Source organism: Nevskia sp. (genome assembly GCF_023266035.1).
Lineage (GTDB): Bacteria > Pseudomonadota > Gammaproteobacteria > Nevskiales > Nevskiaceae > Nevskia.
In genome coordinates this window covers 1-22,656 of record NZ_JAHFRY010000014.1, presented here as the reverse complement: position 1 = coordinate 22,656, position 22,656 = coordinate 1, and the positions used below count along the sequence as shown (strand labels likewise).

Sequence of the window (22,656 nt, the reverse complement as noted above, 5' to 3'; positions counted from 1 at the left end):
TTCGTTAGCACTCAGAAAATCAACTTATTGTGTATTCTTATTCGGTTATTTGCGCACTTCTGGAAAATTCACTAAGCGAATTTTTACGTTAAATCTATTTATACATTATTAAGTAATAGAATCGATGAAAACAGCGAAATATTTAGCCATCGTACTATTGTTTGCGTGCTTAACGGGCTGCGCAGAGCTTAATGTTAAATCTGGGTATCAGCTTTCAGAAGGCTCTGGAAAGGGAATACTCGCCGTTGGTATTACGGCTGACGAAAGTATGCCTAATTTTTATTGGCATCTTCGAAAGGTTGGATCAAAAGACTCGAAAGAGATCACATTCCATACAGTTTATGATCCTCTTGTCTGGACCAATCCTAAGGGCCGATTAGTTGTTATAGAGTTGGATGAAGGAGAATACGAGTTTTATGATTGGGAAATATTGCTTGGTTTCCAGCCAACAGCATTCTTCAAAATACCTTTTTCTATTATAAAAGGTCGTATTTCTTATAAAGGAAGAATCGATTTGAAATTGAATCGAGCTTCTCAAAACTATTCTGTAGATGTCTCGGATCATCTGCTAGAAGATTATGAAATGCTCAAGAGAAATATTGAAAATATTAATGATCGCATAATCGATGCTGAACTCGCCGTTTTCTTGAAGTGCACCGAAGAAGATTGCATTAAGACTACGCAAGAATTCAGATCTACAACGATTACCGTTCCTATTATTCTTAATAAATGACGGCGACCATGTGTTCGATCTGACGTTTCCGAAAAGTCGGCAACGCGATTTAACTTGAGCGATAGACCGCAGAAAATTAGCGCTCCCGCACTACCACCACCGCACCCTAGCTCGGAGGTTCCATGAAACGAGTCACCGGCATCGGCGGCATCTTCTTCAAGGCCAAGGACGCTCCGGCACTGCTGGCCTGGTACAAGCGGCACCTCGGGATCGATGTCCAGGCATGGGGTGGCACGGCGTTCACCTGGACCGACGGTGATGGCAAGCCCGTTGCCGGAACGACCATCTGGTCGATCGGTTCGGCGCAAGGCGACCAGTTCGCGCCGAGCACTGCCGCTTTCATGATCAATTATCGGGTGGACGATCTCCACGCCCTGGTCAAAGTCTTGCGCGAAGAAGGCTGCAACGTCCTCGAGAAGATCGACGATTCCGAGTACGGGAAATTTGCCTGGGTCATCGATCCGGAAGGAAACAAAGTAGAACTCTGGCAGCCGCCTGCTGGCCAATGATCGGGTGCGTGTTGCGCGGTTACGTCACGCGCCAGTCTCGTATTGGGTAAGCCGCCAGCACGGTTTTTGTTGAGTAGATACATGAAAGCCAGTCATGCCCGCGCAGGCGGGCATCCAGTTTGGCCGTAGCGCCCCGCATCAGGACTGGATTCCCGCCTGCGCGGGAATGACGAGTGGACTTGCAGAGCCTTGCCGGCTTGCGCTCTTGAAGCGCCTGCAGATCCCTCCGGAATCGAGAAATCCATTGTCGACAATGGCTTGAAGCTGCCGCGAGGCAGCGGCCATTGATTCTCGTGCCACCACAAAACGCTCGCTCACCACCGAACTTCCGCGCGACGCTACCGCTGGTCGGTGTCAATCCTTCGTGAGTCAAGTTTTGCCGGGGCGGACCGCTAAATCCTCCAAGAGCAGCAAGGCAGCACCGAAGCAAGGTCCCATCTTTTCCCGCTTTCTCGCAGCACCCTCGACACGGATCAGACCTGCCGAGACCCACCTCACCAGGAGCAATGACCATGGCCGCAATCATCAACACCAACGTGGCGTCTCTGAACGCGCAGCGCAATCTGTCGTCGTCTCAGGGCGCCCTGAACACCTCCCTGCAGCGCCTGTCTTCGGGCCTGCGCATCAACAGCGCCAAGGACGATGCCGCCGGCCTCGCCATCGCGGACCGCTTCACCTCGCAGATTCGCGGCCTCGATGTCGCCTCGCGCAATGCCAATGACGGCATCTCGCTGGCGCAGACCGCTGAAGGCGCGCTGGGCGAAGTCACCAACAACCTGCAGCGCGTCCGTGAACTGGCCGTGCAGTCGGCGAATGCCTCGAACAGCGCCACCGACCGTGCCGCACTGCAGGGCGAAGCCGCGCAGCTGCTCAGCGAAGTCGACCGCGTTGCCAACCAGACCAAGTTCAACGGCGTGTCGCTGATCGACGGCAGCTTCACTTCGGCGGTGTTCCAGGTCGGTGCCAATGCCGGCGAAACGATCACCGTCAGCTCGCTGGTCGACGCCAACACGGCGGCGCTCGGCTCGGTGACTTCGGCCAGTGCGCAGTCCAGCGCCGTCTCCGGCATCAGCGTCCTGACCGCCCCGGTGGCCGGCACGCTGACCATCAACGGCACCGACATCAGCACCCAGATCGGCGCTGCCGGCACTTCGCAGCAGCGCGTCGGCCAGGTTGTCGATGCGATCAACAACAGCTCGACCACCACTGGCGTCAATGCCGCCTTCGATGCCTCGACCGGCAAGATCGTGCTGAGCTCGGAGTCCACCATCACCGTCGGCGGCACCGATGACGGCACGGCCACCGGCTTCGATGGCGCCACCGGCGTCACCGGCACGGCGAGCACCACCACCGGTCTGACCTCGCTGGATCTGTCCAGCTACGCCGGTTCCTCGCTGGCGATCAAGCAGATCGATTCGGCACTTGGCCAGATCAATTCGGCTCGTGCCAACCTCGGTGCGATCCAGAACCGCTTCAGCTCGGTGGTCTCGAACATCGCTTCGACGTCGGAGAATCTGTCGGCTTCACGCAGCCGCATCCAGGATGCCGATTTCGCCAAGGAAACCGCCGCGCTGACTCGCGGCCAGATCCTGCAGCAGGCCGGAACTGCAATCCTGTCGCAGGCCAATTCGGCTCCGCAGAGCGTGTTGAGCCTGCTCCGCTAAAACAGTAGGACGGGTCCAGGCTTCGGCTTGCAATCCTGATCGGGGATTGCCGGCCGGAGCCTGGATTTTTCAAGAGGGAAAGAGCCATGTCTCTGACCAGTACTGCAGTCAGCACGATCCAGGCCCCGATGGGCGTGGATCGTCTTGCCGTTTCCGTCATCGCGGTGCCGGGCTCGGCGCAGACGAATTCCATTCCCGCCGTGCTCCAGCCATCGAGCACGGCGGCTACCGATATCGCCGCCCAGCCCGCGCAGCTTGCGCAGGCGGTCGACGATCTCAATCAGCGTTTCAAGGACAGCCGCACCGATCTGCGTTTCAGCATCGACGAAGACAGCGGCCGCACCGTGGTGTCGGTCGTCGATGCCCAGGACGGCACGGTGCTGCGGCAGATGCCGACCGAGGAAGCGCTGCGCGTTTCGAAAGCACTCGACGAGGCGCTGGGCACCTTGATCAGGCGCATCGCTTAAGGAGAATTTCATGGCCGCCATCACTTCCGCCGGCATCGGCTCCGGGCTCGATGTCGCCAACATCGTCTCGCAGCTGGTTGCCGCCGAGCGTGGCCCGGCCGATCAGCGCATCTCGATCGCGACGACGCGAGCCAATACCTCGATCTCGGCACTGGCCAATTTCCGTTCGGCCATGGCCAATCTGCAGACCGCTTCGAACGCGCTGCTACCGGGCAGCAATGGCGCCGCCAGCAGCCTCGGCAAGCTGACAGCCACGCCCGCCAAGCTGGATTTCTTCACCGCCAGCGCCGAGAACAAGGCGGTGGCCGGCAACTACTCGGTGGAAGTCGTGTCGCTGGCTGCTGCCAACAAGCGCGCCAGCGATCTCTACGCCAGCAGCAGCGCCACCGTCGGCGATGGCGACGTCACGATCGCCGTCGCCGGCAAGTCATTCACCGTCAATCTGACCAGCCCGGCCAACACGCTCGCCGACCTGCGCGACAAGATCAACGCTGCCAGCGACAACAGCGGCGTCGGTGCCGCCATCGTTTCCGACGGCGGCGGCGCCCGCCTGCTGCTGACCAGCCGCGCCACCGGTACCGCCAATGCGGTCAGCGTCAGCAGTACGATCTTCAACACCACGGAGTCCCAGCCTGCGGCAGATGCCGTGGTCAAGGTCGATGGCTTCACCACCACCAGCAGCAGCAATGCGGTGACCACCGCCGTCGATGGCCTGACCCTGAATCTGGTCAAGGCCGAGCCGGGCACCAGTACCACCTTGACTGTGGGCCTCGATCAGAAAGCCTCGGAAGCGGCGGTGGCGACCTTCGTCAACGCCTACAACAACGTCGTCAAGTTCATTGCCACGCAGACCAAGTTCGATCCGGTCGCGAAGACCGCCGGCATCCTGCTCGGCGATTCCACGGTGCTGTCGGCCACCCAGCAGCTGCGCAACGTCATTGGCGGCAGCGCCGATTCGGCTGGCGTCTACAAGACGCTGTCGGCGATCGGCATCACCACCTCAGCCGACGGCACGCTGATCTCCGACACCACCAAGTTCAACAAGGCGACCAGTACCGATTTCGCCGCCGTGCAGCGCCTGTTCGCCGGCACCGATGGCCTGGCAACCAGGATGTCGGCACTGACCAAGACGCTGCTCGCCGACGATGGCCAGTTGCAGGCCAAGACCGATGGTCTGAACGCAAGGCTGAAAGATCTTGGCAAGCAGCAGACCGCCGTCGATGTCCGCATCCAGGCCTACGAAGCGCGTACTCGCGCGCAGTTCACGGCACTCGATACGCTGATGTCCAAGCTCAGCTCCACCAGTTCGTATCTGACTCAGCAGCTGGCCAAGCTGAGCTGATTCGACCTGCGGCGTTCAAGCGCCGCGCGGCCCGAAGTAGATCAGCAGCAGACCCGTAAACACGAACGCGGCACCCGCCAGATCCCAACGGTCCGGCCGGATGCCATCGACGCCCCACAGCCATAGCAGCGCGATCAGCACATAGACGCCGCCATACGCGGCGTACGTGCGGCCGGCGGCTTCCGGGTGCAGGGTCAGCAGCCAGGCGAACAGCGCGAGGCTGGCTGCTGCCGGAATCAGCAGCAGCACCGAGCCGCCCTTGCGCAGCCACAGGTAGGGCAGGTAACAGCCGACGATCTCCGCCAGCGCGGTGATCGCGAACAGCGCCAGCGTCTGGATCATCGTCGGCCGCGCCTCGACATGAGGCTTTCAGTCGGATCGATCAAGGCATGTACAGCCGCTCGAACCAGCCGCTGACCGTCACCGTGACGGTGACCGGCTCGCTGCCCTTGTTCTTCCAGTACCAGCCATGCGAGCCATCGAACGGCGCGGTGAAGCTGCCGTGGCCGCTGGTCTTGCCGCGGTCCTTCCAGTAGCTGGTGAATTCGTCGCCGGCATTCGGCTTCTCGCCATGCATGTCGAAATTCACCGGGCCGCCGTCGGTGCTCCAGTTGAACACGAAGGTTTCGCCGGCCCGCATCAGCGCCTTGATCTCCGCGCCCTGATTGGCTGCCAGGACCAGGCTCATCTCGCTGGTCTGGAACGGCGTGTCGCGCTGCACGACCAGCGCCGCAGGCACCGCTTCGACGGCCGTCGTTGGCGCAGCCTCTGCAGACGCGCTCAAGGCCTTGAGGCCCAGTGCCTGGCCGATGCCGGTGGGATCAAGGCCGTATTCGGCTGGCAGCACCGTGGTCAGCAGGATGGCGGTGGCCAGCAGCAGCGCGCCGCCGGTGGCCTTGAGCAGTTGTGGCGTGCTCGCGTGCACGGAAGGGGAGACGGGTGTCATGTCCGGGTTCTCAGGATTGGCAGTAGCCGACCAGCTGATAGCCCGCGAGCACGAAGCCGGCGGTCATCAGCAGCGTATTGGCGGCGAAGGCTTGCCGGGCGAACAGCGATGACCGTCGCCAGAAGTCCATCACGATCAGGATCGCGGCCAGGGCCAGCAACTGGCCGAACTCGACGCCGACGTTGAAGGCCAGCATGTTCGGCAGCAGCCCGTCGGCCGACAGCTGGAAGTCCTGCAGCTTGGTCGCCAGGCCGAAGCCATGGGCGAGGCCGAAGATCAGCACCGCTGCCTTGGCGTTCGGCTGCACGCCGAACCAGGTCTTGAATGCGCCGAGATTGTCGAGCGCCTTGTAGACCACCGACAGGCCGATCAGCGCATCGACCAGATACGGGTTGACGTGAGTGCCGCTGAGCACGCCGAACAGCAAGGTGCTGCTGTGACCGATCGCGAACAAGGTGACGTAGAGGCCGACGTCCCTGAGCCGGTACAGGAAGAAGATCACGCCGAACAGGAACAGCAGATGGTCGTAGCCGGTGACCATGTGCTTGGCGCCGAGGTACAGGAACGGCAGCAACTGCAGGCCGGCGCTGCCTTCGATGAACATCCGGTCGTCGTCGGCAACGCCGTGCGCGGCTGCGACGCCGGACAGCAACACGCCCGGCAGCAATGCAAGGCGGAGCATCGAAGATCTGCGGATCACGGCTTCTTCGGTTCAACCGGTGCCGGCTTGTCCTTGGCCGCGGCCGGCTTCGGCGCCGGTTTTGGCTGCGCGGCTTCTGGCTTCTTCGCAGGCTTCGCTGCGTCCTTGCCAGCTTCCTGCGTCGTCGGTACCGGCGCGTCGTCGTCTTCATCGTCGTGATTGCCATGGGCAAAGGCCGGGGCGGCGATCAGGCTCAGCAGCAGCGGCGCAAGCAATTTCAGCTTCATCGAAAACTCCTTCGGGTTGGGTCAGCGTTGAACAGGATCATGCCTGCGAGGATGTGAAGACAATGGAAGATTCGCGCGCCGGCCGCTCGCGCCGATGCACGAGCCGATACAGGCCGGGCAGCACCAGCAAGGTCAGCAGGGTCGACGAGATGATGCCGCCGATGACCACCGTCGCCAGCGGTCTCTGCACTTCGCTGCCGATGCCGGTGTTGAAGGCCATCGGCACGAAGCCGAGGCTGGCGACCAGCGCGGTCATCAGCACCGGGCGCAGGCGGGTCAGCGCGCCTTCGGTGATCGCTTGGTCGATCGGCTGGCCACGCGCGATCAGCTCACGAATGAAGCTGACCATCACCAGGCCGTTCAGCACCGCGACGCCGGACAAGGCGATGAAGCCGACACCGGCCGAGATCGACAGCGGAATGCCGCGCAGCCAGAGCGCCAGCACGCCACCGGTCAGCGCCAGCGGTACGCCGCTGAAGATCAGCGCCGCATCGCGCGCCGAGCCGAGGGCGAAGAACAACAGCATCGCGATCAGGATCAAGGTCACCGGCACCACGATCGCCAGCCGTGCCGAGGCCGACTGCAGTTGCTCGAAGGTGCCGCCGTAGCGAATCCAGTAACCCGGCGGCGGCCGCACCTGCGCATCGATCGCGCGCTGCACGTCAGCGACGAAGCTGCCGAGATCGCGGCCGCGAACATTGGCAGTGACCACCACGCGGCGCTTGCCGTCCTCGCGGTTGATCTGGTTGTAGCCGCTGAGCAGTTGCAGATCGGCGACTTCGCCGAGCGGCACGAAGCCAGCTTTCGGAAGCATGATCGGCAGCCGCTTCAATGCTTCAGGATCCGCCCGCAGCGCTTCCGGCAAGCGGATCACCAGATCCTCACGACGATCGCCGTCATAAAGCTGGCCGGCGATGCTGCCGCCGGTGGCGGTCGCCACCAGATCCTGCACGGTGCTGATGTCGAGCCCGAGCCGGGCCAGGGTTTCGCGCTTCGGCAGGATGGTCAGCACCGGCAGGCCGGTGGCCTGTTCGGCGCGGGCATCGGCGGCGCCCGGCACCGCTTGCACGATCGCTTCGATCTGCTGGCCCAGCTTCACCAGAGTATCGAAGTCATCGCCGAACACCTTCACCGCCAGCTCGGCGCGAACGCCGGCGATCAGCTCGTTGAAGCGCATCTGGATCGGCTGGGTGAACTCGTAGTTGTTGCCCGGCACGCGGCGGACGATCGCTTCGAGTTCGGCCACGAGCTGCGCTTTCGACTTGCCCGGATCAGGCCATGCACGGCGTGGCTTCAGCATGATGAAATTGTCGGCGACCGACGGCGGCATCGCATCGGTGGCGACTTCCGCCGTACCCATCTTGGCGAACACCCGCTCGACTTCCGGCATCGTCGTCACCGCGGCTTCGAGCTGCGCCTGCATCTGCACCGCTTGCGTCAGGCTGGTGCCGGGAATGCGCAGCGCGTGCATCGCGATATCGCCTTCGTCGAGGTTCGGCACGAACTCGGTGCCGAGCCGCGTCGCCAGCCAGCCGCAGCCGATCAGCAGCAGCAAGGCCGCCGCAACCAAGGCGACGCGTGCTCGCATAGCGGCCGCCAGCAAGGGCGTGTAGACCTTGCGCGCAAGGCGCATCAAGCAGACTTCGCGCTCGGCCACCGGCCTGGTGAACAGCAAGGCAACAGCCGCCGGCACGAACGTGATCGACAGCAGCATCGCCGCAATCAGCGCCAGCACCACGGTGATCGCCATCGGGTGGAACATCTTTCCTTCGACGCCCTGCAAGGCAAAGATCGGCAGGTAGACGGCGGTGATGATGAGCACGCCGAACAGCGCCGGGCGGATCACTTCGCGAGTCGCGTCAAAGACCAGCTTCAGGCGTTCATCGAGGCTCAATGTGCTTTTGCTTTCGGCTGCATGCGACAGCCGCCGCAGGCAGTTCTCGACGATGATCACCGCGCCGTCGACGATCAGCCCGAAGTCCAGCGCGCCCAGGCTCATCAGGTTCGCCGACACCTTGCCCTGGATCATGCCGCTCAGGGTCATCAGCATCGCCAGCGGAATCACCGCAGCAGTGAGCAGCGCGGCGCGCAGATTGCCGAGCAGCAGCATCAGCACGACGACCACCAGCAGCGCCCCTTCGATCAGGTTCTTCTCGACCGTCGCCAGCGTCTTGTCGACCAGCGTCGTGCGGTCGTAGACGGCGTTGACGGTGATGCCCGGGGCCAGGCTGGCCTTGATCTCGTCGAGCTTGGCGGCAACAGCCTTCGACACCTTGCGGCTGTTCTCGCCGAGCAGCATGAACACCGTGCTCAGGACCACTTCATGGCCGTTCTGCGAAGCGGCACCACTGCGCAGTTCGCGGCCGGCCTGGACGCTGGCGATATCGCGCACTCGCAGCGGCACACCGTCCTCCACGCGCACGACGATGGCGCCGATGTCCGCCATGTCGGCCGCCTGACCGGGCACCCGCACCAGCCATTGCTGGCCGTTTTGCTCGACGTAACCCGCGCCGCGATTGGTGTTGTTGCCAGCCACCGCGCGCTGCAGATCGCTGATCGTCAAACCATAGGCGAGCAGCTTGGCGGGGTCGGGCGCGATCAGGGTTTCCTTTTTGTAGCCACCGATTGGGTTGACCTCGACGACGCCCGGCACTCTCAGCAACTGCGGGCGGATCACCCAGTCGTGCTCGGCGCGCAGATCGGCTGGCGTGATCGGCGAGCCATCGGCCTTGGTCGCGCCCGGAACGGCATCGACGGTGAACATGAAGATCTCGCCCAGGCCAGTCGCCACCGGTCCCAGCTCCGGCGTCAGCCCGGCCGGCAACTGGCTCTGCACGGCGTTGATCCGCTCGGCCACCTGGGCGCGAGCGAAGTAGATATCGGTGCCGTCCTCGAACACCGCCGTGACCTGGCTCAGGCCGTAGCGCGACAGCGAGCGTGTCGCCACCAGTTTCGGCAGCCCGGCCATCGCCGTCTCGATCGCGAAGCTCACGCGCTGCTCGGCTTCCAGCGGCGTGTAGCCCGGCGCTTCGGTGTTGACCATCACCTGGACGTTGCTGATGTCCGGCACGGCATCGATCGGCAGCCGCGTGAAGCTCCACAGGCCGATGGCGATGATGACCAGGCTGGCGAGCATCACCAGGCCGCGTCGTGCGATGGCGGTCCTCAGAATTTTTTCGATCATGGTCTTCGCCTCAATGGTCGTGCGAGGCGCCGGACTTCTCGATGTCCGCCTTGATCAGATAACTGTTGCCGCTGACATAGATCGCCCCGGGCTTGAGGCCATCGAGCACTTCGACGAAGGCACCATGGCGACGGCCGAGTGCGAGCATCCGCACCTCGTACAGATCGCCGACCTGCTCGAAGACCACGCTGGCCTCGCGGAACTGCTGCAGGCCGCTGGTCTTCACGGCGAGCGGCACGTCGATGCTGCCGACTTCGACGTCGGCGGTGACGAAAGTGCCGGGCGGAAATGCGCCGCTGCGGTTGTCGAGCACCACGCGGGCAGTGACCGCCTGATTGCCGCCGGCTTCGAGGCCGATGCGCGACACGCTGCCGGTAATGACGTCGCCGCCATCGGCCGCTCGCACGCGAACCACGGCACCGGGCCGCACGCGCATGCGGTCACGCGGGAACACCGACAGCTCGGCCCAGACCGAGGCCGGATCGGTGATCGTGAACAGCATCCGCTCGCCGCTCTGCTCGCCGGGATTGGCATCACGCGCGGTGATCACGCCGGCCATCGGCGCGGTCAGCGCCACCGGCTCCAGGCTCAGATTGCTTTCGATCACCGCCAGTGTTTCGCCGGCCTTGACGGTATCGCCGAGCGAACGCCGCACGCTCTTGATCAAGCCCGGAAAACGCGCTGCGACTTCGCGCTGATGCTCGGCATTGGTCGCGATCTGGCCATACAGGCTCAGCGTTTCGGAAAGCGTCGCCGGGCCAGCCGTCTCGGTCACCAGCTTCGATGCCGCCGCGACTTCGGCCGGAATCTGCACTCGGCCTTCGTGGCTTTCGTAGGTCCAGCGATGCGCTTTGCCGGCGTGGCGAGCCGTCACCGTCACGTCGAAGGAATGCGGTTCGCGGACTTCGGCGTCGCCGAGCAGGAAGGCGTCTTTCGGTGCGAAGCGGATCGTATCGATCGCACCGCCGAGGCGCGCCAGGCTCACTTCAAGCGCGACATCGGCGGGTGCCAGCGGCTTGTCATCGAGCCTTGCCCAGGCGTGGAATTCCGGAGGCACGCCGGTTTCGAAGATCGCCAGTTCCAGCGCGAATGCGCCATCGACCAGCAGGCGTCCGCCGTTCGGACCTTTGGCGGGCTCCGCAACTTCGGAATGCTCGCCGGCAGCGGTTTCGGGGTTGGTGTTTTCGCGGCCGCAGGCAGCGAGCAGCACGGTCAGCAACAGGGACAGCAGCAATCGCTTGGCAAGCTTCATCGGGGTTCTCATGGCGTGGTCCGCGCCGGCAGCGCGCCGGTCAGACGATCGATTTCGGTGGCGTAGCCCCAGCCGTCGGCAGCGGCCTGGATGCGCGCGCGACGGGCTTCGAGCAGTTCTTTCTGGGCGGCGATCAGTTCCTGGTAGCCATAGCGGCCGCGGCTGTAGGCGTACTCGGTCTGGCGCAGCGCTTCGCTCATCTGCGGCAGCACGGCGCGGTCCAGGGTGTCGGCGGCGGTGCGCGCGTGCTTCAGCTCCTGGAACAGCTCGAACAGCTGGGTCAGGCCGCGCGTCTCGGCCGCCGTGCGCTGCACCGACACCTGTTCGGACAAGGCCTGCGCTTCGGCCACCGCACCCTGGCCGGCATCGCGAACGCCGAGCGGGATCGACAGGCCGAAGACGCCCGCGAAGTCATTGCCGGACTGATAGCGACGCAGGCCGGCGGAGACCTGCCAGGCCGGCTTGCGGCGCTGCTCCGCGAGCCGCAGCTCGGCATCACGCACGCGCTGTTCGGCGATGAACGCCAGCAGCGCCGGATTGGCCTGCAGCCGCTCGGCCAGCGCTTCGAACGGCGCCAGCGCCGGCAACACCATCAGATCACCCAGCGCTGTGCCGAACGCCGGTTCTCGATCGCCCCACAGCGAAGCGAGCTGGCGGCGGCTGGTCAGCAGTTCGTGCTCGGCGTGCTCGTGTTCCAGCTCGGCCCGCGCCAGCGCCGCCATCGCGCGCGCCACTTCCGCCGACGGCACGGCGCCGGCCTTGACCCGCTTGCGCGCCAGGTCGACGGTCTGCTGCGCCAGTTCGATCGCTTCGTGAGTGACTACCAGCTGCGCCTGATCGGACAGCACATGGCCGTAGCGGCGCGCCGTTTCGGCCGCGGTATCGACCAGCTTCTCGAGCTGCGTGGCAGCCAGCTTGTCGCGCCCGGCAGCAGCAACGGCGATGCGGCTCTGGCGCGCGCCACGCTCCAGCACCTGGCTCAGGCTGATGGTGAATTCGGCGCTGTCGATGCCGCTGCGAGCACCGCTGCCGAGTGCGTCCTCGACGCTCAAGTTCAGCAGCGGATTCGGCACCAGCGCCGCCTGCACGCTGCGGCCATCCTGGGCACGAAACTCGTAGCCGAAGGCAGCGAGGTCCGGGTTCTTTTCCAAGGCCTGGGCAACGGCCTGCACAAGCCGGATCGGCGGGCCTTGCAGGGGCGCTTCCGCTTCGGCAACAGCCACGACGGGAAGCAGGGACAGCACGCCGACGCACAGCCGGCGAGCGAATGACGACCACATGGTTCATCTCCTTCTCAAAGCCGCGGCGCGCGTGGCGCCAGCGGCATTCGATGCCCGAGCCTCAGCGGCCGGGCGCGTTCAGATCACGCGAAAGAGAAGCGGGGTGGCCCGCGCAGTGGCGGTCGTAAATGCAGTGGAGCTTGCGCGAGACGGGCTATCGGGCGGGCCGGGCGCAAGCCACCACGTCGGCCGAACGGCATCAGCAAGCTGACCGCGATCAGCAGTGCCAGCACCGGCAGATCGAGCGATGGCAGTTTGGTCACGCCGTCATCGGCGGCCGAGACTTCGACATCGTGGTGATGAAAGCTGTCGTCGATCGAGACGCCATGCTCGCCGTCGACGTGATGCAGCCCACCATCGACGAAGTGCAGCGCACTCGGCGCTTCCGAGCCATCGAAGCAGAGATGCTGATGAACACCGCCCAGCCGCATCACCAAGACGGCAATGCAGGCCAGAACCAGCAGCAAGGGGCGGGTGGTGATCACCTGGGAAGCCTAGCAGAGCTGAAGGCGGTGCCGAATGAATGACGCTTCATGACGAGCCCAGGAAGCGCACTGCGCGCTCAAGTTCCTGCCCGTGAGGCCGTTAGACGAAGCAGGCAAATGAAGGAAACGGCGATGGCCCATTACATGAATTCCGCGATGAACCAGTACCGCCAGACCGGCATCGCGGCGGCGACCGTCGAGACCGATCCGGTCAAGCTGATCGAGATGCTGCTCGGCGGCGCGATCGATCGCCTGGCGCATGCCCGCGGCGCGATGCTGCGCCAGGAGCGCGAGGCCAAGCACCATTACCTGACCTCGGCGATGTCGATCATCGAGCATCTGCGGCTGGTGCTCGATGTCGATGCCGGCGGCGACATCGCCCGCAATCTGCGCCGCCTCTACGACTACATGCTCGGCCGCCTGCCGGCCGCAAACCTGGCCGACGATCCGGCGGCCGTCGATGAAGTGATCGGCCTGCTGCGCGAGATCAAGGGCGGCTGGGACGTGATCACGGCGCGCGCCAGAGCGCACTGATCGAGGGAGGGGCCGTCAGCGATCCGTCGCCCGGCTGCCAGGCGCAGGCCTTGCACGGAGTCCTTCATGCCTGATCCGAACCCGATGACTGCCGCTGTCAGCGCTCCGCTCGGCGATGCGCTGAGCTATGACGCGGCGATGCCGGTGAGCTGGACGCCGCTGGTCGCGCTGCCCGGCGCCGTGCGTCTGGAGCAGTTCAACGAGGACAATCTGCGCGTGCTCGCGGCCGTCGCCTTGCTCGACGAGCAGCGCGGCAGTGGTACCGCGGCCGATGAAAGCTCGCCGATCGATGCCGAGATCGCACGGCTGAACCAGAAGCTGAACCTGGTCATCGATCTGCTTGGCTTTCTGGTCAGCCAGAACGCACCGGCGGCGGAAGCGCGTCGGGTGCGCCTGTCCTGGCAGGGCCTGGTGTTCAGCGGCGAACAGCCGCTCGGCGACATCGGGCTGGTGTCGCTGCGCCTGAATCGCAGCGTGCCGCAGCCGCTGGTCTGGCCGGCGCGCATCGTCCATGTCGATGGCGACGAATGCCATGCCCGTTTCGAAGCCTTCGGCGATGCGCTGCAGACGGCGTTGGAACGCCACGTCTTCCTGCGACACCGCAGAGCGATTGCGGGTATTCGGCGTACCGCCTCAGCTTGAACAAGGCGTCGTCGTGCCTTGTCCGGGTCATACCTCGGTGATACCGTCGGCGCATGAAGATCGCGATCTCCGTGCCTGACTCCGTGTTCCGCGCCGCCGAACAGGTGGCGCGCCAGCAGAAGAAATCGCGCAGCCAGCTCTACGCCGACGCAGTTGCGGCCTACGTCGTCAGTCATGGCGATATCGGCATTCGCGAGCAGCTCGATGCCGTCTATGGCAATCAGGCGTCGGACCTCGATCCGGCTTTGGCGCGTGCCCAAATGCAGCCGCTCGCCGATGAAACGTGGTGAAGTCTGGTGGGCTGATCTGCCGGAGCCGACGGGTTCGGGACCAGGCCTGCGCCGGCCGGTGCTGGTGGTGCAGGCCAATCCCTATAACGACAGCCGCATCGCCACGGTGATCGTCGCCGTCGTCACCTCGAATCTGGCGCTGGCGGCGGCGCCCGGCAATGTCCGTATCGGCAAGAGCGAATCCGGCTTGCCGAAGGCATCGGTGATCAACGTGTCGCAGCTGCTGACCGTCGACAAAGCCCTGTTGACCGCAAGAGTCAAAGCCTTGCCCGCCAGCGTCATGCAAGCGGTCGACAGCGGCCTGAAGCTGGTTCTTTCGGTCTGAGCATGCGACTCGTCCTCGCCGATTCCCAACCGCTCATCCGTGCCGGCATCCGCAAGCTCTGCGAAGCGATTGCCGGCACCGAGGTGCTGGGCGAAACCGGCGATGGCCAGCAGTTGCTGGAACTGGTGGCCCGGCAGCAGCCGGATCTGGCGCTGATCGACCTGAGCCTGCCGACGATCAACGGCCTCGACGTGCTGCAGCAGATTCGCCGCCACTACCCGCAGACCATGGTGATGGTGCTGTCGGCGCGTTCGGAGGCTTCGCAGGTGCGCGCGGCGCTGAAGGCCGGCGCGGTGGGCTATCTGTCCAAGCATGGCGAAGCGGTGGAACTGGAACTGGCGCTGAAAGCGGTGGCCAAGCGTCAGACCTACCTGAGCCCGAGCGTGTCGCACACGCTGGTCGGGGTGCGCAAATCGGCGCGTGCCGAGGACAGCGTGACCCTGCCGCGTCGCCAGCAGCAGGTGCTGCAGATGATCGCCCGCGGCAAGTCGACCAAGGAAATTGCCCAGCTGATGGGCATCAGCACCAAGACCGTCGAAACCCACCGGGCGCGGATGATGGACGCGCTCGGCCTCTACGGCACCAATGCGCTGATGCGCTATGCGATCCGCACCGGTCTGGAAGGCGCAGAAAGTTGAGCGATGTGGGCCGGCCCACGCTGGAACCACGGGCTCGCCCAAAGCTTGCATCCGGACCGGCGAGGGCAATTTCCGGACCAGTGGCGAATCCACTGATCGGCTTTTGACACTGGTCAGGATTTTGCTGACATCCGGTCAGGAATAAACTGATTGGGCGATGCTGCGCTTTGACTGAGGATGGCTCCACGGAATCACACAACGGAGCGCAACCATGAAGCCGGCCACCAGGATGGGCATGTCGCAGAACCTTGCGATGACTCCGCAACTGCTTCAGTCCATTCGCCTTTTGCAGCTTTCGGCGATCGAGCTGGAACAGGAAGTGGAAACCGCCCTGGAAGGCAATGTGCTGCTCGAGCGCCATGACGACGTCACCCCGACGACCGCCGGTGCCGAGGCGCCGTCTCCTGAGCTGATCGACCGCACGCAGGCCAGCAGCGAGTCCACCGAAGTGGCGGTCAGCGGTTGCGATGAAGCCGCCGGTGATCGTGTCGATGCCGATTTCGACTGGTCCAGCGCCGAGTCCTGGTCCGGTGGCGAACCGACCGAAGACGGCGAGCCGATCGAAGCCCGCCGCGCGGCGGCGCCGATCGAGGACGCCCGGGTTGCCGCCCTCGAACAGCTGGAGCTGATCATCGAAAGCCGCCGCGACTGGCAGCTGGCGGTGGCGATCATCGAACACATCGACGACAACGGTTATCTGGAAACCGAACTGGCGATGATCCTCGCCGGCCTGCCGGCCGAATGGCAGGTGACGATGGACGAACTCGAATCTGCGCTGACCACCGTGCAGAGCGTCGAGCCCACCGGCTTCGCCGCCCGCGATCTGCGCGAATGCCTGCTGCTGCAGCTGGAAGCGATCAAAGCCGGCACGCCGGGCCGCAACCTGGCGGAAACACTGGTGATGAATCATCTGGAGCGCGTCGCCGCCCGTGATTTCGGCAAGCTGCGCAGCGAACTCGGCGCCACTGAAACCCGGATGATCCAGGCGATGGATCTGATCCGCACGCTCGATCCGAAGCCGGGTGCCTCGCGCATCGAACCGGCGCAGGCGGTGGTGCCGGATCTGATCGTCAGCGGCGTCGCCGGTGCCTGGAAGATCGAACTGAATCCGGCCAGCCTGCCGAAGCTGCGCATCAACAGCACCTACGAGCGGATGATGGCCACTTCGGCCAGCGCCCATCGCGGTTTGAAAGATCAGATGCAGCAGGCGCGCTGGCTGGTTCGCGGCCTGGAAATGCGCCATGAAACCTTGCTGAAGACGGCCCGCGTGGTGTTCGAGCGGCAGCGCGATTTCCTGCGCCGTGGCGAGGAGGGCATGCTGCCGCTGACCCTGCGTGAAGTCGCCGATGCGATCGCCATGCACGAGTCCACCGTCTGCCGTGTGACCTCCAACAAGTTCGTCGCCACGCCCTGGGGCGTGTACTCGATGAAGGATTTCTTCCCGAGCCAGATCCAGGGCGCGGAGAGCGATACCTCGGGCATTGCGGTGCGGGCAATGATCCGCCGCATCGTCGATGGCGAGAAGCTGAGCGCGCCGCTGTGCGATGGTGCCATCGCCGCTATCCTTGCCCGCGGCGGCGTGCTGATTGCCCGACGGACGATCGCCAAGTACCGCGAAGCCATGAAAATTGCACCGGCCAAGGAACGCAGACGGATCGCGGTACCCATTGCAGTCAGAATGGCGAGCTGATGCGGATCGTTGCTTGAACCGCGAGCCAAGGCCGCAGACGCGGCCCAGAGAATTCCGTGGGGAACCCATGAATACCGTTCGTACCTTGCTGGTCGATGACAACGAAGCGTTTCTGGTGCTGGCGCGCCATCTATTGGCCACGGTGCCGGAAATCAGCGTCGTCGGCCTCGGCCATGACGGCTACGACGCCGTGCGTCTCGCCGAAGAACTGCGCCCCGATCTGATCCTGATGGACTTGTCGATGCCCGGCATGGGCGGCCTGCAGGCGACCCGGCTGATCAAGGCGCAGGACACGCCGCCGCGCATCCTGATCGCCAGCCATTACGACGATGCCGAGCACCGCGAGCACACCGCGCAGGCCGGTGCCGACGGCTTCATTTCCAAGCACGATTACGAGCACCGCATCGCCGAGTACGTGCGCGCCAACATGGCGGCATCGGTACAGGAGGGCGGCGCGCATGGCTGAATCCCGCGTGCTGGTGATCGACGGCGACGAGCAGAGCTCGGCCACACTCGCCTCGATCCTGCAGTTCATCGATTTCGTGCCGGTCTGCGTGCCCAGCGCGGCCGCGCTGAAGCTGGCCGATCGCAAGCCCCAGGAATGGCTGGCGGTGATCGTTGGTCAGGAAGCGGATCCGGCTGCGCTCGGCCGCTTCGTCGAATGGCTGAAGCGCGATCGCCACCATCCACCGCTGCTGGTCTCGCCAACGCGCCAGGAAACGATTTGCGAGCAATTCAGTCTCGATCGCAGCGCCTGCTTTGCGCTCGAACAGCCGGTGCGCTATGCCCAGCTGAACGATCTGCTCCGCCGTGCCGGTCTGGTACGGATGGATCAGGAAGCTGCGGCCATTCGCCTGGTCGGCCCGACTGGCAATTCGGCACCGATCCGCAAGGTGCGGCGCATGGTCGAACAGGTGGCCGGCCACGACACCACCGTACTGGTCACCGGCGAATCCGGTACCGGCAAGGAAGTGGTGGCGCGCGCGGTGCACGAGCAATCGGCGCGTCGCGACAAGCCCTTCGTCGCGGTCAACTGCGGCGCGATCCCGAGCGAGCTGCTGGAATCGGAACTGTTCGGCCACGAGAAGGGCGCTTTCACCGGCGCGATCACCTCGCGCAAGGGCCGCTTCGAGATGGCCGATGGCGGCACCCTGTTTCTCGACGAAATCGGCGACATGACCCTGCCGATGCAGGTGAAGATCCTGAGAGTGCTGCAGGAACGCACCTACGAGCGCGTGGGCTCCAATCGCAGCATGCGCTGCGAGGTGCGGATCATCGCCGCGACCCATCGCAACCTCGAAGAGAACATCATCAAGGGCACCTTCCGCGAAGATCTGTTCTATCGCCTGAACGTGTTCCCGATTGAAATGCCGGCGCTGCGTGAGCGCCTGGAAGACCTGCCGCTGCTGATCGACGACCTGATCGACTCCATGCGTCGCAACGGTCATGGTTCGGTCAGGCTGTCGCCCGATGCCGTGCACGCGCTGCGCGCCTACCACTGGCCGGGCAATGTCCGCGAGCTGTCGAACCTGATCGAGCGTCTGGCCGTGCTGCATCCGCATTCGATGGTCGGCATCGCCGAATTGCCGAGCCGCTATCGCCAGAACGTGGCGCTGCCGGTGATGCCCGTGACGTCAGTGCCCGCGGTGGCCGATGAAGAACACGAGCCGATTGCCGTCAATGCGCGGAGCCAGTCCAGCGGCTCAGGACTGGGCTCGTCCGGCTTCACGGCGATCAGCAGCCTGCCGCCGCTGTCGTCGGCGTCGAGCACCTACTTCCCGTCGGCCTCGACACAGTTGCCGCCCGATGGTGTCAACCTGAAGGACCACATCGAAACCATCGAACTGGCCCTGATCAAGCAGGCGTTGATGCAGTCGTCCGGCGTGGTCGCCCATGCCGCGAAGCTGCTCAACACGCGGCGCACGACCCTGGTCGAGAAGCTGCGCAAGTACGGCCTGCAGCGCGACGACGCCGACCTCGAGGCCTGAAACCGGCCGGCAGCCTTTGCGCTGCCGGCCAGTTCCCAGCGCCGCCCGAGAATCAGGCCGCTTTCAAGGTCGCGATGTCGATCACGAAGCGGTACTTCACATCGCTCTTGACCATGCGGTCATAGGCCTCGTTGATCTGTTTGATGTCGATCATTTCGACATCCGACACGATGCCGTGCTCGGCGCAGAAATCGAGCATCTCCTGTGTCTCGGCAACGCCGCCGATCAGCGAGCCGGCAAGGTGACGGCGCTTGAACACCAGCGGTGCCATCTCGATGGTCGGCGGCTTGTCCGGCACGCCGACCAAGGTCATCGTGCCTTCGCGCTTGAGCAGCACCAGGTAGGCGTTGAGATCGTGCGGGGCGCTGACGCAGTCGATGATGAAATCGAAGCTGTTGAGGTGTGCCGACATCGCTTTCTTGTCATTGGAAATCACCGCTTCCTTGGCGCCGAGCCTGACCGCATCGGCCACCTTGCTGGGCGAAGTGGTGAACAGCACCACGTGGGCGCCCATGGCATTGGCGATCTTCACCGCCATGTGACCGAGACCACCGAGGCCGACGACGCCGACCTTGTCGCCCGGGCCCACCTTCCAGTAGCGCAGCGGCGAATAGGTGGTGATGCCGGCGCAGAGCAGCGGCGCAACAGCGTTCAGCGGCAGCTTGTCCGAGACCCGCAGCACGAAGGCTTCATCGACGACGATGTGGCTGGAATAGCCGCCGTAAGTGGTCGAGCCGTCGTGGCGATCCTTGCTGTTGTAGGTGCCGGTGAAGCCCTTTTCGCAATACTGCTCGACGCCTTCCTGGCAGGCGGAGCAGCTGCGGCAGCTGTCGACCATGCAGCCGACGCCGACGGTAGCGCCGACCTTGAAACCTTTGACCTCGGGGCCGACGGCGGAGATGCGGCCAACGATCTCGTGGCCGGGCACCATCGGGAATTTCGAGCCGCCCCATTCATCGCGGGCCTGATGGACATCGGAGTGGCAGACGCCGCAGTAGAGGATGTCGATCGCGACATCCTTCGGGCGCAGGGCTCGGCGGTCGATCGTGAACGGAGCAAGCGGGACGCTGGCGGCGGGCGCCGCGTAGCTGAGCGAGGTAAAGGACATTTTCGGGTTCCGGATCAGGCGGGGAGTGAATGATACCGATCGGTAACATACTCCTCGTCCGACAATCGAGTGCTGCAAGCGTTCAAAAAAATGCTTGCGAATCCCCGGATTGGCCCAGCCCTGCGATCAGCTCGCGGCTGTCATCTGCAACTCGACAAGGTCCAGCAACTGCGCCAGCGATTCGCTGCCGGCCGGCTCGCAAAGCAGCAGTCCGATCCGGAAATCGAACTGCGCTTCGAGGATCGGATTCGCCGACAGCTCGGCGACCGCGGCCTGCAGCCGGCGGCGGATTACGTCCACTTCGCCGGATGAGTCCGGCGCCAGGATCGCGAACCGGTCGCCATCGATGCGGGCGACGATGTCGGTGGTGCGGAAGCTCTTGCGCAGGATCATCGAAGCCAGCGAGATCAGCGCGTCGCTGGCGGCAGAGCCCAGGCGCACATGAACGCCGCTCAGGCCATCGAGCCCGATGCAGACCAGGGTGCAGGACGAACCGCGACGCCGTGCGCGCAGCAGTTCAGGCGCTGCCTGCGCGTCGAAACCGTGGCGATTGAGCAGGCCGGTGAGGTTGTCGGTGATCGACTGCCGATGGGCGATCTCGTGCTGGCGCACGCGTTCGGTGTCGTCTTCGGCCAGGCCGCCGACATAGCGCTGGCCGGCGGCGTCGTGGAACGGGAAGCGAGTGACCCGCCAGCTGAGTTCGCGGCCATCGCTGCCGAGCATGGTTTCGATGCTGTGCTGCGGCGTGTGGCCGCCGAGCACTTCCAGATCGAGCGCGCGGATGCGCTGCGCTTCCGCTTCGGGAAACAGTTCGAAATCGGTCTTGTCGGGTGCCGTGCTTTCGTCGATGCCGAATTGCTCGAACCAGCGGCGATTGGCCCAGACCAGCCGGCCGCGTTCGTCCTTGAGCCAGGCGAGCTGGGCGCTGCCATCCATGAATGCCTGCATCAACAGGCCATGACGGCTGAACCGTTCGCTGCTCTCGATCGTCGCCTGGGCAATGGCCAGGGTTTCGCGAAGTTGCTCGGTTTCGATCTGCGTCATCGGTAAGCTCATTGCTGTCTCATCGCCAGCGGCGGTTGTTTCGGAAGGAGGGGACATCGCGAGTGCTCCTGAAGGCGTGTGTCGGCGACGCCAGCACAGCAGCTGATGACGTGAGTGTGGGCGGCATTGATGACCGCTGACAGTGATCATTTATCGTTGGCCGACCGAAGGTAGGACTGCGCTGAAGCTCGGTTTCGCGCATCGTTTCGCGTCGGAAATCTGTCGCGATTCCGCCTGATTTCAGGGGTTTCCGTGTGCTTTCGCCGTGGAACAGGTCTTGCTCGAACGCTGGCAGAACCGCTCTCAAGTCCTGCTATCACTAGGCGAACACGGATGAACACGATCGACGTCAGCCAGGTGCTTTCCCAGATTCGCGCACTGCAGACGCAGGCAACGAATCGCCCGTCGGCACCGTTGGCCACCGAGGCCGGCAGCGAGGCCGCGGGCGGTTTCGGCGCAATGCTGAAATCGTCGATCGACTCGGTTTCCAGCACCCAGAACAAGGCCAGCGAGCTGCAGAAGAAATTCGAGCTCGGCGATCCCAACACCGATCTCGCCAGCGTGATGCTCGCCACCTCCAAGTCCCAGGTCTCGTTCAAGGCCATGGTCGAAGTTCGCAACCGTCTGGTGTCCGCGTATCAGGACGTCATGAACATGCCGCTGTGATTGCACGAAACCTAAACGACCATGGCTGACATCGCAGTTCCCGCGGGATTCGCTTCCCGCAAGCTCCAGGACCTTCCTGCGGTACGCCAGCTGATGGCGATCGCCGGTATCGCGCTGGCGATCGCCGCCGGCATCACGCTGTTCTTCTGGGCACAGAAGCCGAACCAGGCACCGCTGTATCCCAACCTCGGCGAGAAGGATTCCGCCGAAGTGGCCGATGCGCTGCGGGCTGCCGGCATCGAATTCAAGCTCGATGGTGCGAGCGGCAGCGTCACCGTGCCGGCCGACAAGGTTCACGAAGCGCGCCTGCGCCTGGCCTCGCAAGGCTTGCCGAAAGGTTCGTCGCTGGGCATGGAGATGATTCGCGAGGAACAGGGTTTCGGCACCAGCCAGTTCATCGAAACCGCGCGCTATCAGCTGGCCCTGGAAACCGAGCTGTCGCGGACCATCGGCAGCCTGATGTCGGTGAAGAGTTCACGCGTCCATCTGGCGCTGCCGAAGCCTTCGGCGTTTGCCCGCTCGCGGGATCAGGCCAGTGCGTCGGTGCTGCTGGAACTGCATCCGGGCCGCCAGCTCGAAGCCGGACAGGTGGCGTCGATCGTCCACATGGTGGCGTCGAGCGTGCCCAACCTGCAGCCGTCGGCCGTCACGGTGATCGATCAGTACGGCCATCTGCTGACCGGCGACGGCAACAATAGCGAGGCCGACGCCTCGTCCGAACAGTTCAGCTTTGCGCGTCGCGTGGAAGCCGATTACGTGCGCCGAATCGAGCAGCTGCTGGCACCGATGATGGGCGCTGGCCGGGTCAGCGCGCAGGTATCGGCGGATGTCGATTTCAGCGTCACCGAAGAAGCGCGCGAAGCCTACAACCCGAATCCGCAGGCGATCCGCAGCGAGCAGACCAGCGAGGAAGCCACGCGCAATGGTGCTGGCGCCGCCGCC

Annotated in this window: 25 protein-coding genes; 16 read left to right on the top strand and 9 right to left on the bottom strand. The window is 64.1% G+C overall.

Annotated elements, in window-relative coordinates; translation table 11 throughout:
- Positions 1 to 124: 124 nt before the first annotated feature.
- The 5 genes from Q0D45_RS03300 to fliD all read left to right on the top strand — a co-directional run bounded on the left by Q0D45_RS03300 (position 125) and on the right by fliD (position 4,715).
- Positions 125 to 733 (top strand): hypothetical protein, encoded by a 609-nt coding sequence (locus Q0D45_RS03300; RefSeq protein WP_293388481.1) that lies wholly within the window; start codon positions 125 to 127, stop codon positions 731 to 733.
- A 122-nt stretch (positions 734 to 855) separates the two neighbouring features.
- Positions 856 to 1,242, top strand: a complete 387-nt coding sequence (locus tag Q0D45_RS03295; RefSeq protein WP_293388479.1) for a VOC family protein — start codon at positions 856 to 858, stop codon at positions 1,240 to 1,242.
- Between the two features lie 512 nt (positions 1,243 to 1,754).
- Complete coding sequence (locus tag Q0D45_RS03290) at positions 1,755 to 2,906, top strand: flagellin (protein WP_293388476.1); 1,152 nt, start codon at positions 1,755 to 1,757, stop codon at positions 2,904 to 2,906.
- 86 nt (positions 2,907 to 2,992) lie between these two features.
- Positions 2,993 to 3,373 (top strand): flagellar protein FlaG, encoded by a 381-nt coding sequence (locus Q0D45_RS03285; RefSeq protein WP_293388473.1) that lies wholly within the window; start codon positions 2,993 to 2,995, stop codon positions 3,371 to 3,373.
- 10 nt (positions 3,374 to 3,383) lie between these two features.
- Positions 3,384 to 4,715 carry a flagellar filament capping protein FliD gene (gene fliD, locus Q0D45_RS03280; protein ID WP_293388470.1) on the top strand — a complete coding sequence of 444 codons (1,332 nt, stop codon included), beginning with the start codon at positions 3,384 to 3,386 and terminating at the stop codon, positions 4,713 to 4,715.
- A 15-nt stretch (positions 4,716 to 4,730) separates the two neighbouring features.
- On the opposite strand, the gene Q0D45_RS03275 is transcribed toward fliD, so the two are convergent.
- The 7 genes from Q0D45_RS03275 to Q0D45_RS03245 are packed head-to-tail and all read right to left on the bottom strand — an operon-like array spanning position 4,731 to position 12,304.
- A complete protein-coding gene (locus tag Q0D45_RS03275; RefSeq protein ID WP_293388467.1) occupies positions 4,731 to 5,057 on the bottom strand; it encodes a YnfA family protein in 327 nt (108 codons plus the stop codon).
- Between the two features lie 40 nt (positions 5,058 to 5,097).
- Positions 5,098 to 5,661, bottom strand: coding sequence for a hypothetical protein (locus Q0D45_RS03270; RefSeq protein WP_293388464.1), 564 nt, complete (start codon positions 5,659 to 5,661; stop codon positions 5,098 to 5,100).
- Between the two features lie 10 nt (positions 5,662 to 5,671).
- On the bottom strand, positions 5,672 to 6,343 hold the full coding sequence (locus tag Q0D45_RS03265) for a HupE/UreJ family protein (RefSeq protein WP_293388461.1): 672 nt from the start codon (positions 6,341 to 6,343) through the stop codon (positions 5,672 to 5,674).
- Positions 6,344 to 6,357: 14 nt separating this feature from the next.
- Entirely contained in the window at positions 6,358 to 6,588 is a 231-nt protein-coding gene (locus Q0D45_RS03260; protein ID WP_293388458.1) for a hypothetical protein, read from the bottom strand.
- 37 nt (positions 6,589 to 6,625) lie between these two features.
- The gene (locus Q0D45_RS03255; RefSeq protein ID WP_293388455.1) at positions 6,626 to 9,772 is read right to left on the bottom strand and encodes a CusA/CzcA family heavy metal efflux RND transporter; all 3,147 of its coding nucleotides are present in this window, start codon (positions 9,770 to 9,772) and stop codon (positions 6,626 to 6,628) included.
- A gap of 10 nt (positions 9,773 to 9,782) precedes the next feature.
- On the bottom strand, positions 9,783 to 11,024 hold the full coding sequence (locus tag Q0D45_RS03250) for an efflux RND transporter periplasmic adaptor subunit (protein WP_293388452.1): 1,242 nt from the start codon (positions 11,022 to 11,024) through the stop codon (positions 9,783 to 9,785).
- Positions 11,025 to 11,032: 8 nt separating this feature from the next.
- Positions 11,033 to 12,304: a TolC family protein gene (locus Q0D45_RS03245; protein ID WP_293388449.1), complete on the bottom strand. Its 1,272-nt coding sequence runs from the start codon at positions 12,302 to 12,304 to the stop codon at positions 11,033 to 11,035.
- A 128-nt stretch (positions 12,305 to 12,432) separates the two neighbouring features.
- On the opposite strand from Q0D45_RS03245, the gene Q0D45_RS03240 reads away from it, so the two are divergent.
- The 9 genes from Q0D45_RS03240 (at position 12,433) to Q0D45_RS03200 (ending at position 18,896) form a co-directional block, all read left to right on the top strand.
- Entirely contained in the window at positions 12,433 to 12,831 is a 399-nt protein-coding gene (locus tag Q0D45_RS03240) for a hypothetical protein (RefSeq protein ID WP_293388446.1), read from the top strand.
- Positions 12,832 to 12,921: 90 nt separating this feature from the next.
- The gene (gene fliS, locus Q0D45_RS03235; RefSeq protein ID WP_293388443.1) at positions 12,922 to 13,323 is read left to right on the top strand and encodes a flagellar export chaperone FliS; all 402 of its coding nucleotides are present in this window, start codon (positions 12,922 to 12,924) and stop codon (positions 13,321 to 13,323) included.
- A gap of 66 nt (positions 13,324 to 13,389) precedes the next feature.
- Positions 13,390 to 13,965 carry a PilZ domain-containing protein gene (locus Q0D45_RS03230; protein ID WP_293388440.1) on the top strand — a complete coding sequence of 192 codons (576 nt, stop codon included), beginning with the start codon at positions 13,390 to 13,392 and terminating at the stop codon, positions 13,963 to 13,965.
- 53 nt (positions 13,966 to 14,018) lie between these two features.
- The gene (locus Q0D45_RS03225) at positions 14,019 to 14,255 is read left to right on the top strand and encodes a hypothetical protein (protein ID WP_293388437.1); all 237 of its coding nucleotides are present in this window, start codon (positions 14,019 to 14,021) and stop codon (positions 14,253 to 14,255) included.
- Positions 14,242 to 14,580, top strand: coding sequence for a type II toxin-antitoxin system PemK/MazF family toxin (locus Q0D45_RS03220; protein ID WP_293388415.1), 339 nt, complete (start codon positions 14,242 to 14,244; stop codon positions 14,578 to 14,580). The genes Q0D45_RS03225 and Q0D45_RS03220 overlap by 14 nt, the downstream gene beginning before the upstream one ends.
- Before the next feature lie 2 nt (positions 14,581 to 14,582).
- On the top strand, positions 14,583 to 15,218 hold the full coding sequence (locus Q0D45_RS03215; RefSeq protein WP_293388413.1) for a response regulator transcription factor: 636 nt from the start codon (positions 14,583 to 14,585) through the stop codon (positions 15,216 to 15,218).
- Positions 15,219 to 15,429: 211 nt separating this feature from the next.
- Positions 15,430 to 16,908, top strand: coding sequence for an RNA polymerase factor sigma-54 (gene rpoN / locus Q0D45_RS03210; RefSeq protein ID WP_293388411.1), 1,479 nt, complete (start codon positions 15,430 to 15,432; stop codon positions 16,906 to 16,908).
- A 67-nt stretch (positions 16,909 to 16,975) separates the two neighbouring features.
- Positions 16,976 to 17,374 (top strand): response regulator transcription factor, encoded by a 399-nt coding sequence (locus Q0D45_RS03205; RefSeq protein ID WP_293388408.1) that lies wholly within the window; start codon positions 16,976 to 16,978, stop codon positions 17,372 to 17,374.
- Positions 17,367 to 18,896, top strand: a complete 1,530-nt coding sequence (locus Q0D45_RS03200) for a sigma-54 dependent transcriptional regulator (RefSeq protein WP_293388405.1) — start codon at positions 17,367 to 17,369, stop codon at positions 18,894 to 18,896. The genes Q0D45_RS03205 and Q0D45_RS03200 overlap by 8 nt, the downstream gene beginning before the upstream one ends.
- A gap of 52 nt (positions 18,897 to 18,948) precedes the next feature.
- On the opposite strand, the gene Q0D45_RS03195 is transcribed toward Q0D45_RS03200, so the two are convergent.
- Positions 18,949 to 20,004 carry an NAD(P)-dependent alcohol dehydrogenase gene (locus Q0D45_RS03195; RefSeq protein ID WP_293388402.1) on the bottom strand — a complete coding sequence of 352 codons (1,056 nt, stop codon included), beginning with the start codon at positions 20,002 to 20,004 and terminating at the stop codon, positions 18,949 to 18,951.
- Positions 20,005 to 20,130: 126 nt separating this feature from the next.
- Entirely contained in the window at positions 20,131 to 21,048 is a 918-nt protein-coding gene (locus Q0D45_RS03190) for a GGDEF domain-containing protein (RefSeq protein ID WP_293388399.1), read from the bottom strand.
- 333 nt (positions 21,049 to 21,381) lie between these two features.
- Between Q0D45_RS03190 and fliE the strand changes: the two genes are divergently transcribed.
- Positions 21,382 to 21,714, top strand: a complete 333-nt coding sequence (fliE, locus tag Q0D45_RS03185) for a flagellar hook-basal body complex protein FliE (RefSeq protein ID WP_293388397.1) — start codon at positions 21,382 to 21,384, stop codon at positions 21,712 to 21,714.
- A gap of 21 nt (positions 21,715 to 21,735) precedes the next feature.
- A partial coding sequence (fliF, locus tag Q0D45_RS03180) for a flagellar basal-body MS-ring/collar protein FliF (RefSeq protein WP_293388395.1) occupies positions 21,736 to 22,656 on the top strand: 921 nt, incomplete at its 3' end.

Coding starts and splice junctions, on each gene's coding strand:
- Q0D45_RS03225 (WP_293388437.1), top strand. CDS start 14,019: ATGAAGATCGCGATCTCCGTGCCTGACTCCGTGTTCCGCGCCGCCGAA.
- fliS (WP_293388443.1), top strand. CDS start 12,922: ATGGCCCATTACATGAATTCCGCGATGAACCAGTACCGCCAGACCGGC.
- Q0D45_RS03245 (WP_293388449.1), bottom strand. CDS start 12,304: ATGTGGTCGTCATTCGCTCGCCGGCTGTGCGTCGGCGTGCTGTCCCTG.
- Q0D45_RS03230 (WP_293388440.1), top strand. CDS start 13,390: ATGCCTGATCCGAACCCGATGACTGCCGCTGTCAGCGCTCCGCTCGGC.
- Q0D45_RS03300 (WP_293388481.1), top strand. CDS start 125: ATGAAAACAGCGAAATATTTAGCCATCGTACTATTGTTTGCGTGCTTA.
- Q0D45_RS03255 (WP_293388455.1), bottom strand. CDS start 9,772: ATGATCGAAAAAATTCTGAGGACCGCCATCGCACGACGCGGCCTGGTG.
- Q0D45_RS03275 (WP_293388467.1), bottom strand. CDS start 5,057: ATGATCCAGACGCTGGCGCTGTTCGCGATCACCGCGCTGGCGGAGATC.
- Q0D45_RS03285 (WP_293388473.1), top strand. CDS start 2,993: ATGTCTCTGACCAGTACTGCAGTCAGCACGATCCAGGCCCCGATGGGC.
- Q0D45_RS03260 (WP_293388458.1), bottom strand. CDS start 6,588: ATGAAGCTGAAATTGCTTGCGCCGCTGCTGCTGAGCCTGATCGCCGCC.
- rpoN (WP_293388411.1), top strand. CDS start 15,430: ATGAAGCCGGCCACCAGGATGGGCATGTCGCAGAACCTTGCGATGACT.
- Q0D45_RS03220 (WP_293388415.1), top strand. CDS start 14,242: ATGAAACGTGGTGAAGTCTGGTGGGCTGATCTGCCGGAGCCGACGGGT.
- Q0D45_RS03265 (WP_293388461.1), bottom strand. CDS start 6,343: ATGCTCCGCCTTGCATTGCTGCCGGGCGTGTTGCTGTCCGGCGTCGCA.
- Q0D45_RS03250 (WP_293388452.1), bottom strand. CDS start 11,024: ATGAAGCTTGCCAAGCGATTGCTGCTGTCCCTGTTGCTGACCGTGCTG.
- Q0D45_RS03190 (WP_293388399.1), bottom strand. CDS start 21,048: ATGACGCAGATCGAAACCGAGCAACTTCGCGAAACCCTGGCCATTGCC.
- fliE (WP_293388397.1), top strand. CDS start 21,382: ATGAACACGATCGACGTCAGCCAGGTGCTTTCCCAGATTCGCGCACTG.
- Q0D45_RS03200 (WP_293388405.1), top strand. CDS start 17,367: ATGGCTGAATCCCGCGTGCTGGTGATCGACGGCGACGAGCAGAGCTCG.
- Q0D45_RS03205 (WP_293388408.1), top strand. CDS start 16,976: ATGAATACCGTTCGTACCTTGCTGGTCGATGACAACGAAGCGTTTCTG.
- Q0D45_RS03290 (WP_293388476.1), top strand. CDS start 1,755: ATGGCCGCAATCATCAACACCAACGTGGCGTCTCTGAACGCGCAGCGC.
- Q0D45_RS03195 (WP_293388402.1), bottom strand. CDS start 20,004: ATGTCCTTTACCTCGCTCAGCTACGCGGCGCCCGCCGCCAGCGTCCCG.
- Q0D45_RS03215 (WP_293388413.1), top strand. CDS start 14,583: ATGCGACTCGTCCTCGCCGATTCCCAACCGCTCATCCGTGCCGGCATC.
- Q0D45_RS03270 (WP_293388464.1), bottom strand. CDS start 5,661: ATGACACCCGTCTCCCCTTCCGTGCACGCGAGCACGCCACAACTGCTC.
- Q0D45_RS03295 (WP_293388479.1), top strand. CDS start 856: ATGAAACGAGTCACCGGCATCGGCGGCATCTTCTTCAAGGCCAAGGAC.
- fliD (WP_293388470.1), top strand. CDS start 3,384: ATGGCCGCCATCACTTCCGCCGGCATCGGCTCCGGGCTCGATGTCGCC.
- Q0D45_RS03240 (WP_293388446.1), top strand. CDS start 12,433: ATGCAGTGGAGCTTGCGCGAGACGGGCTATCGGGCGGGCCGGGCGCAA.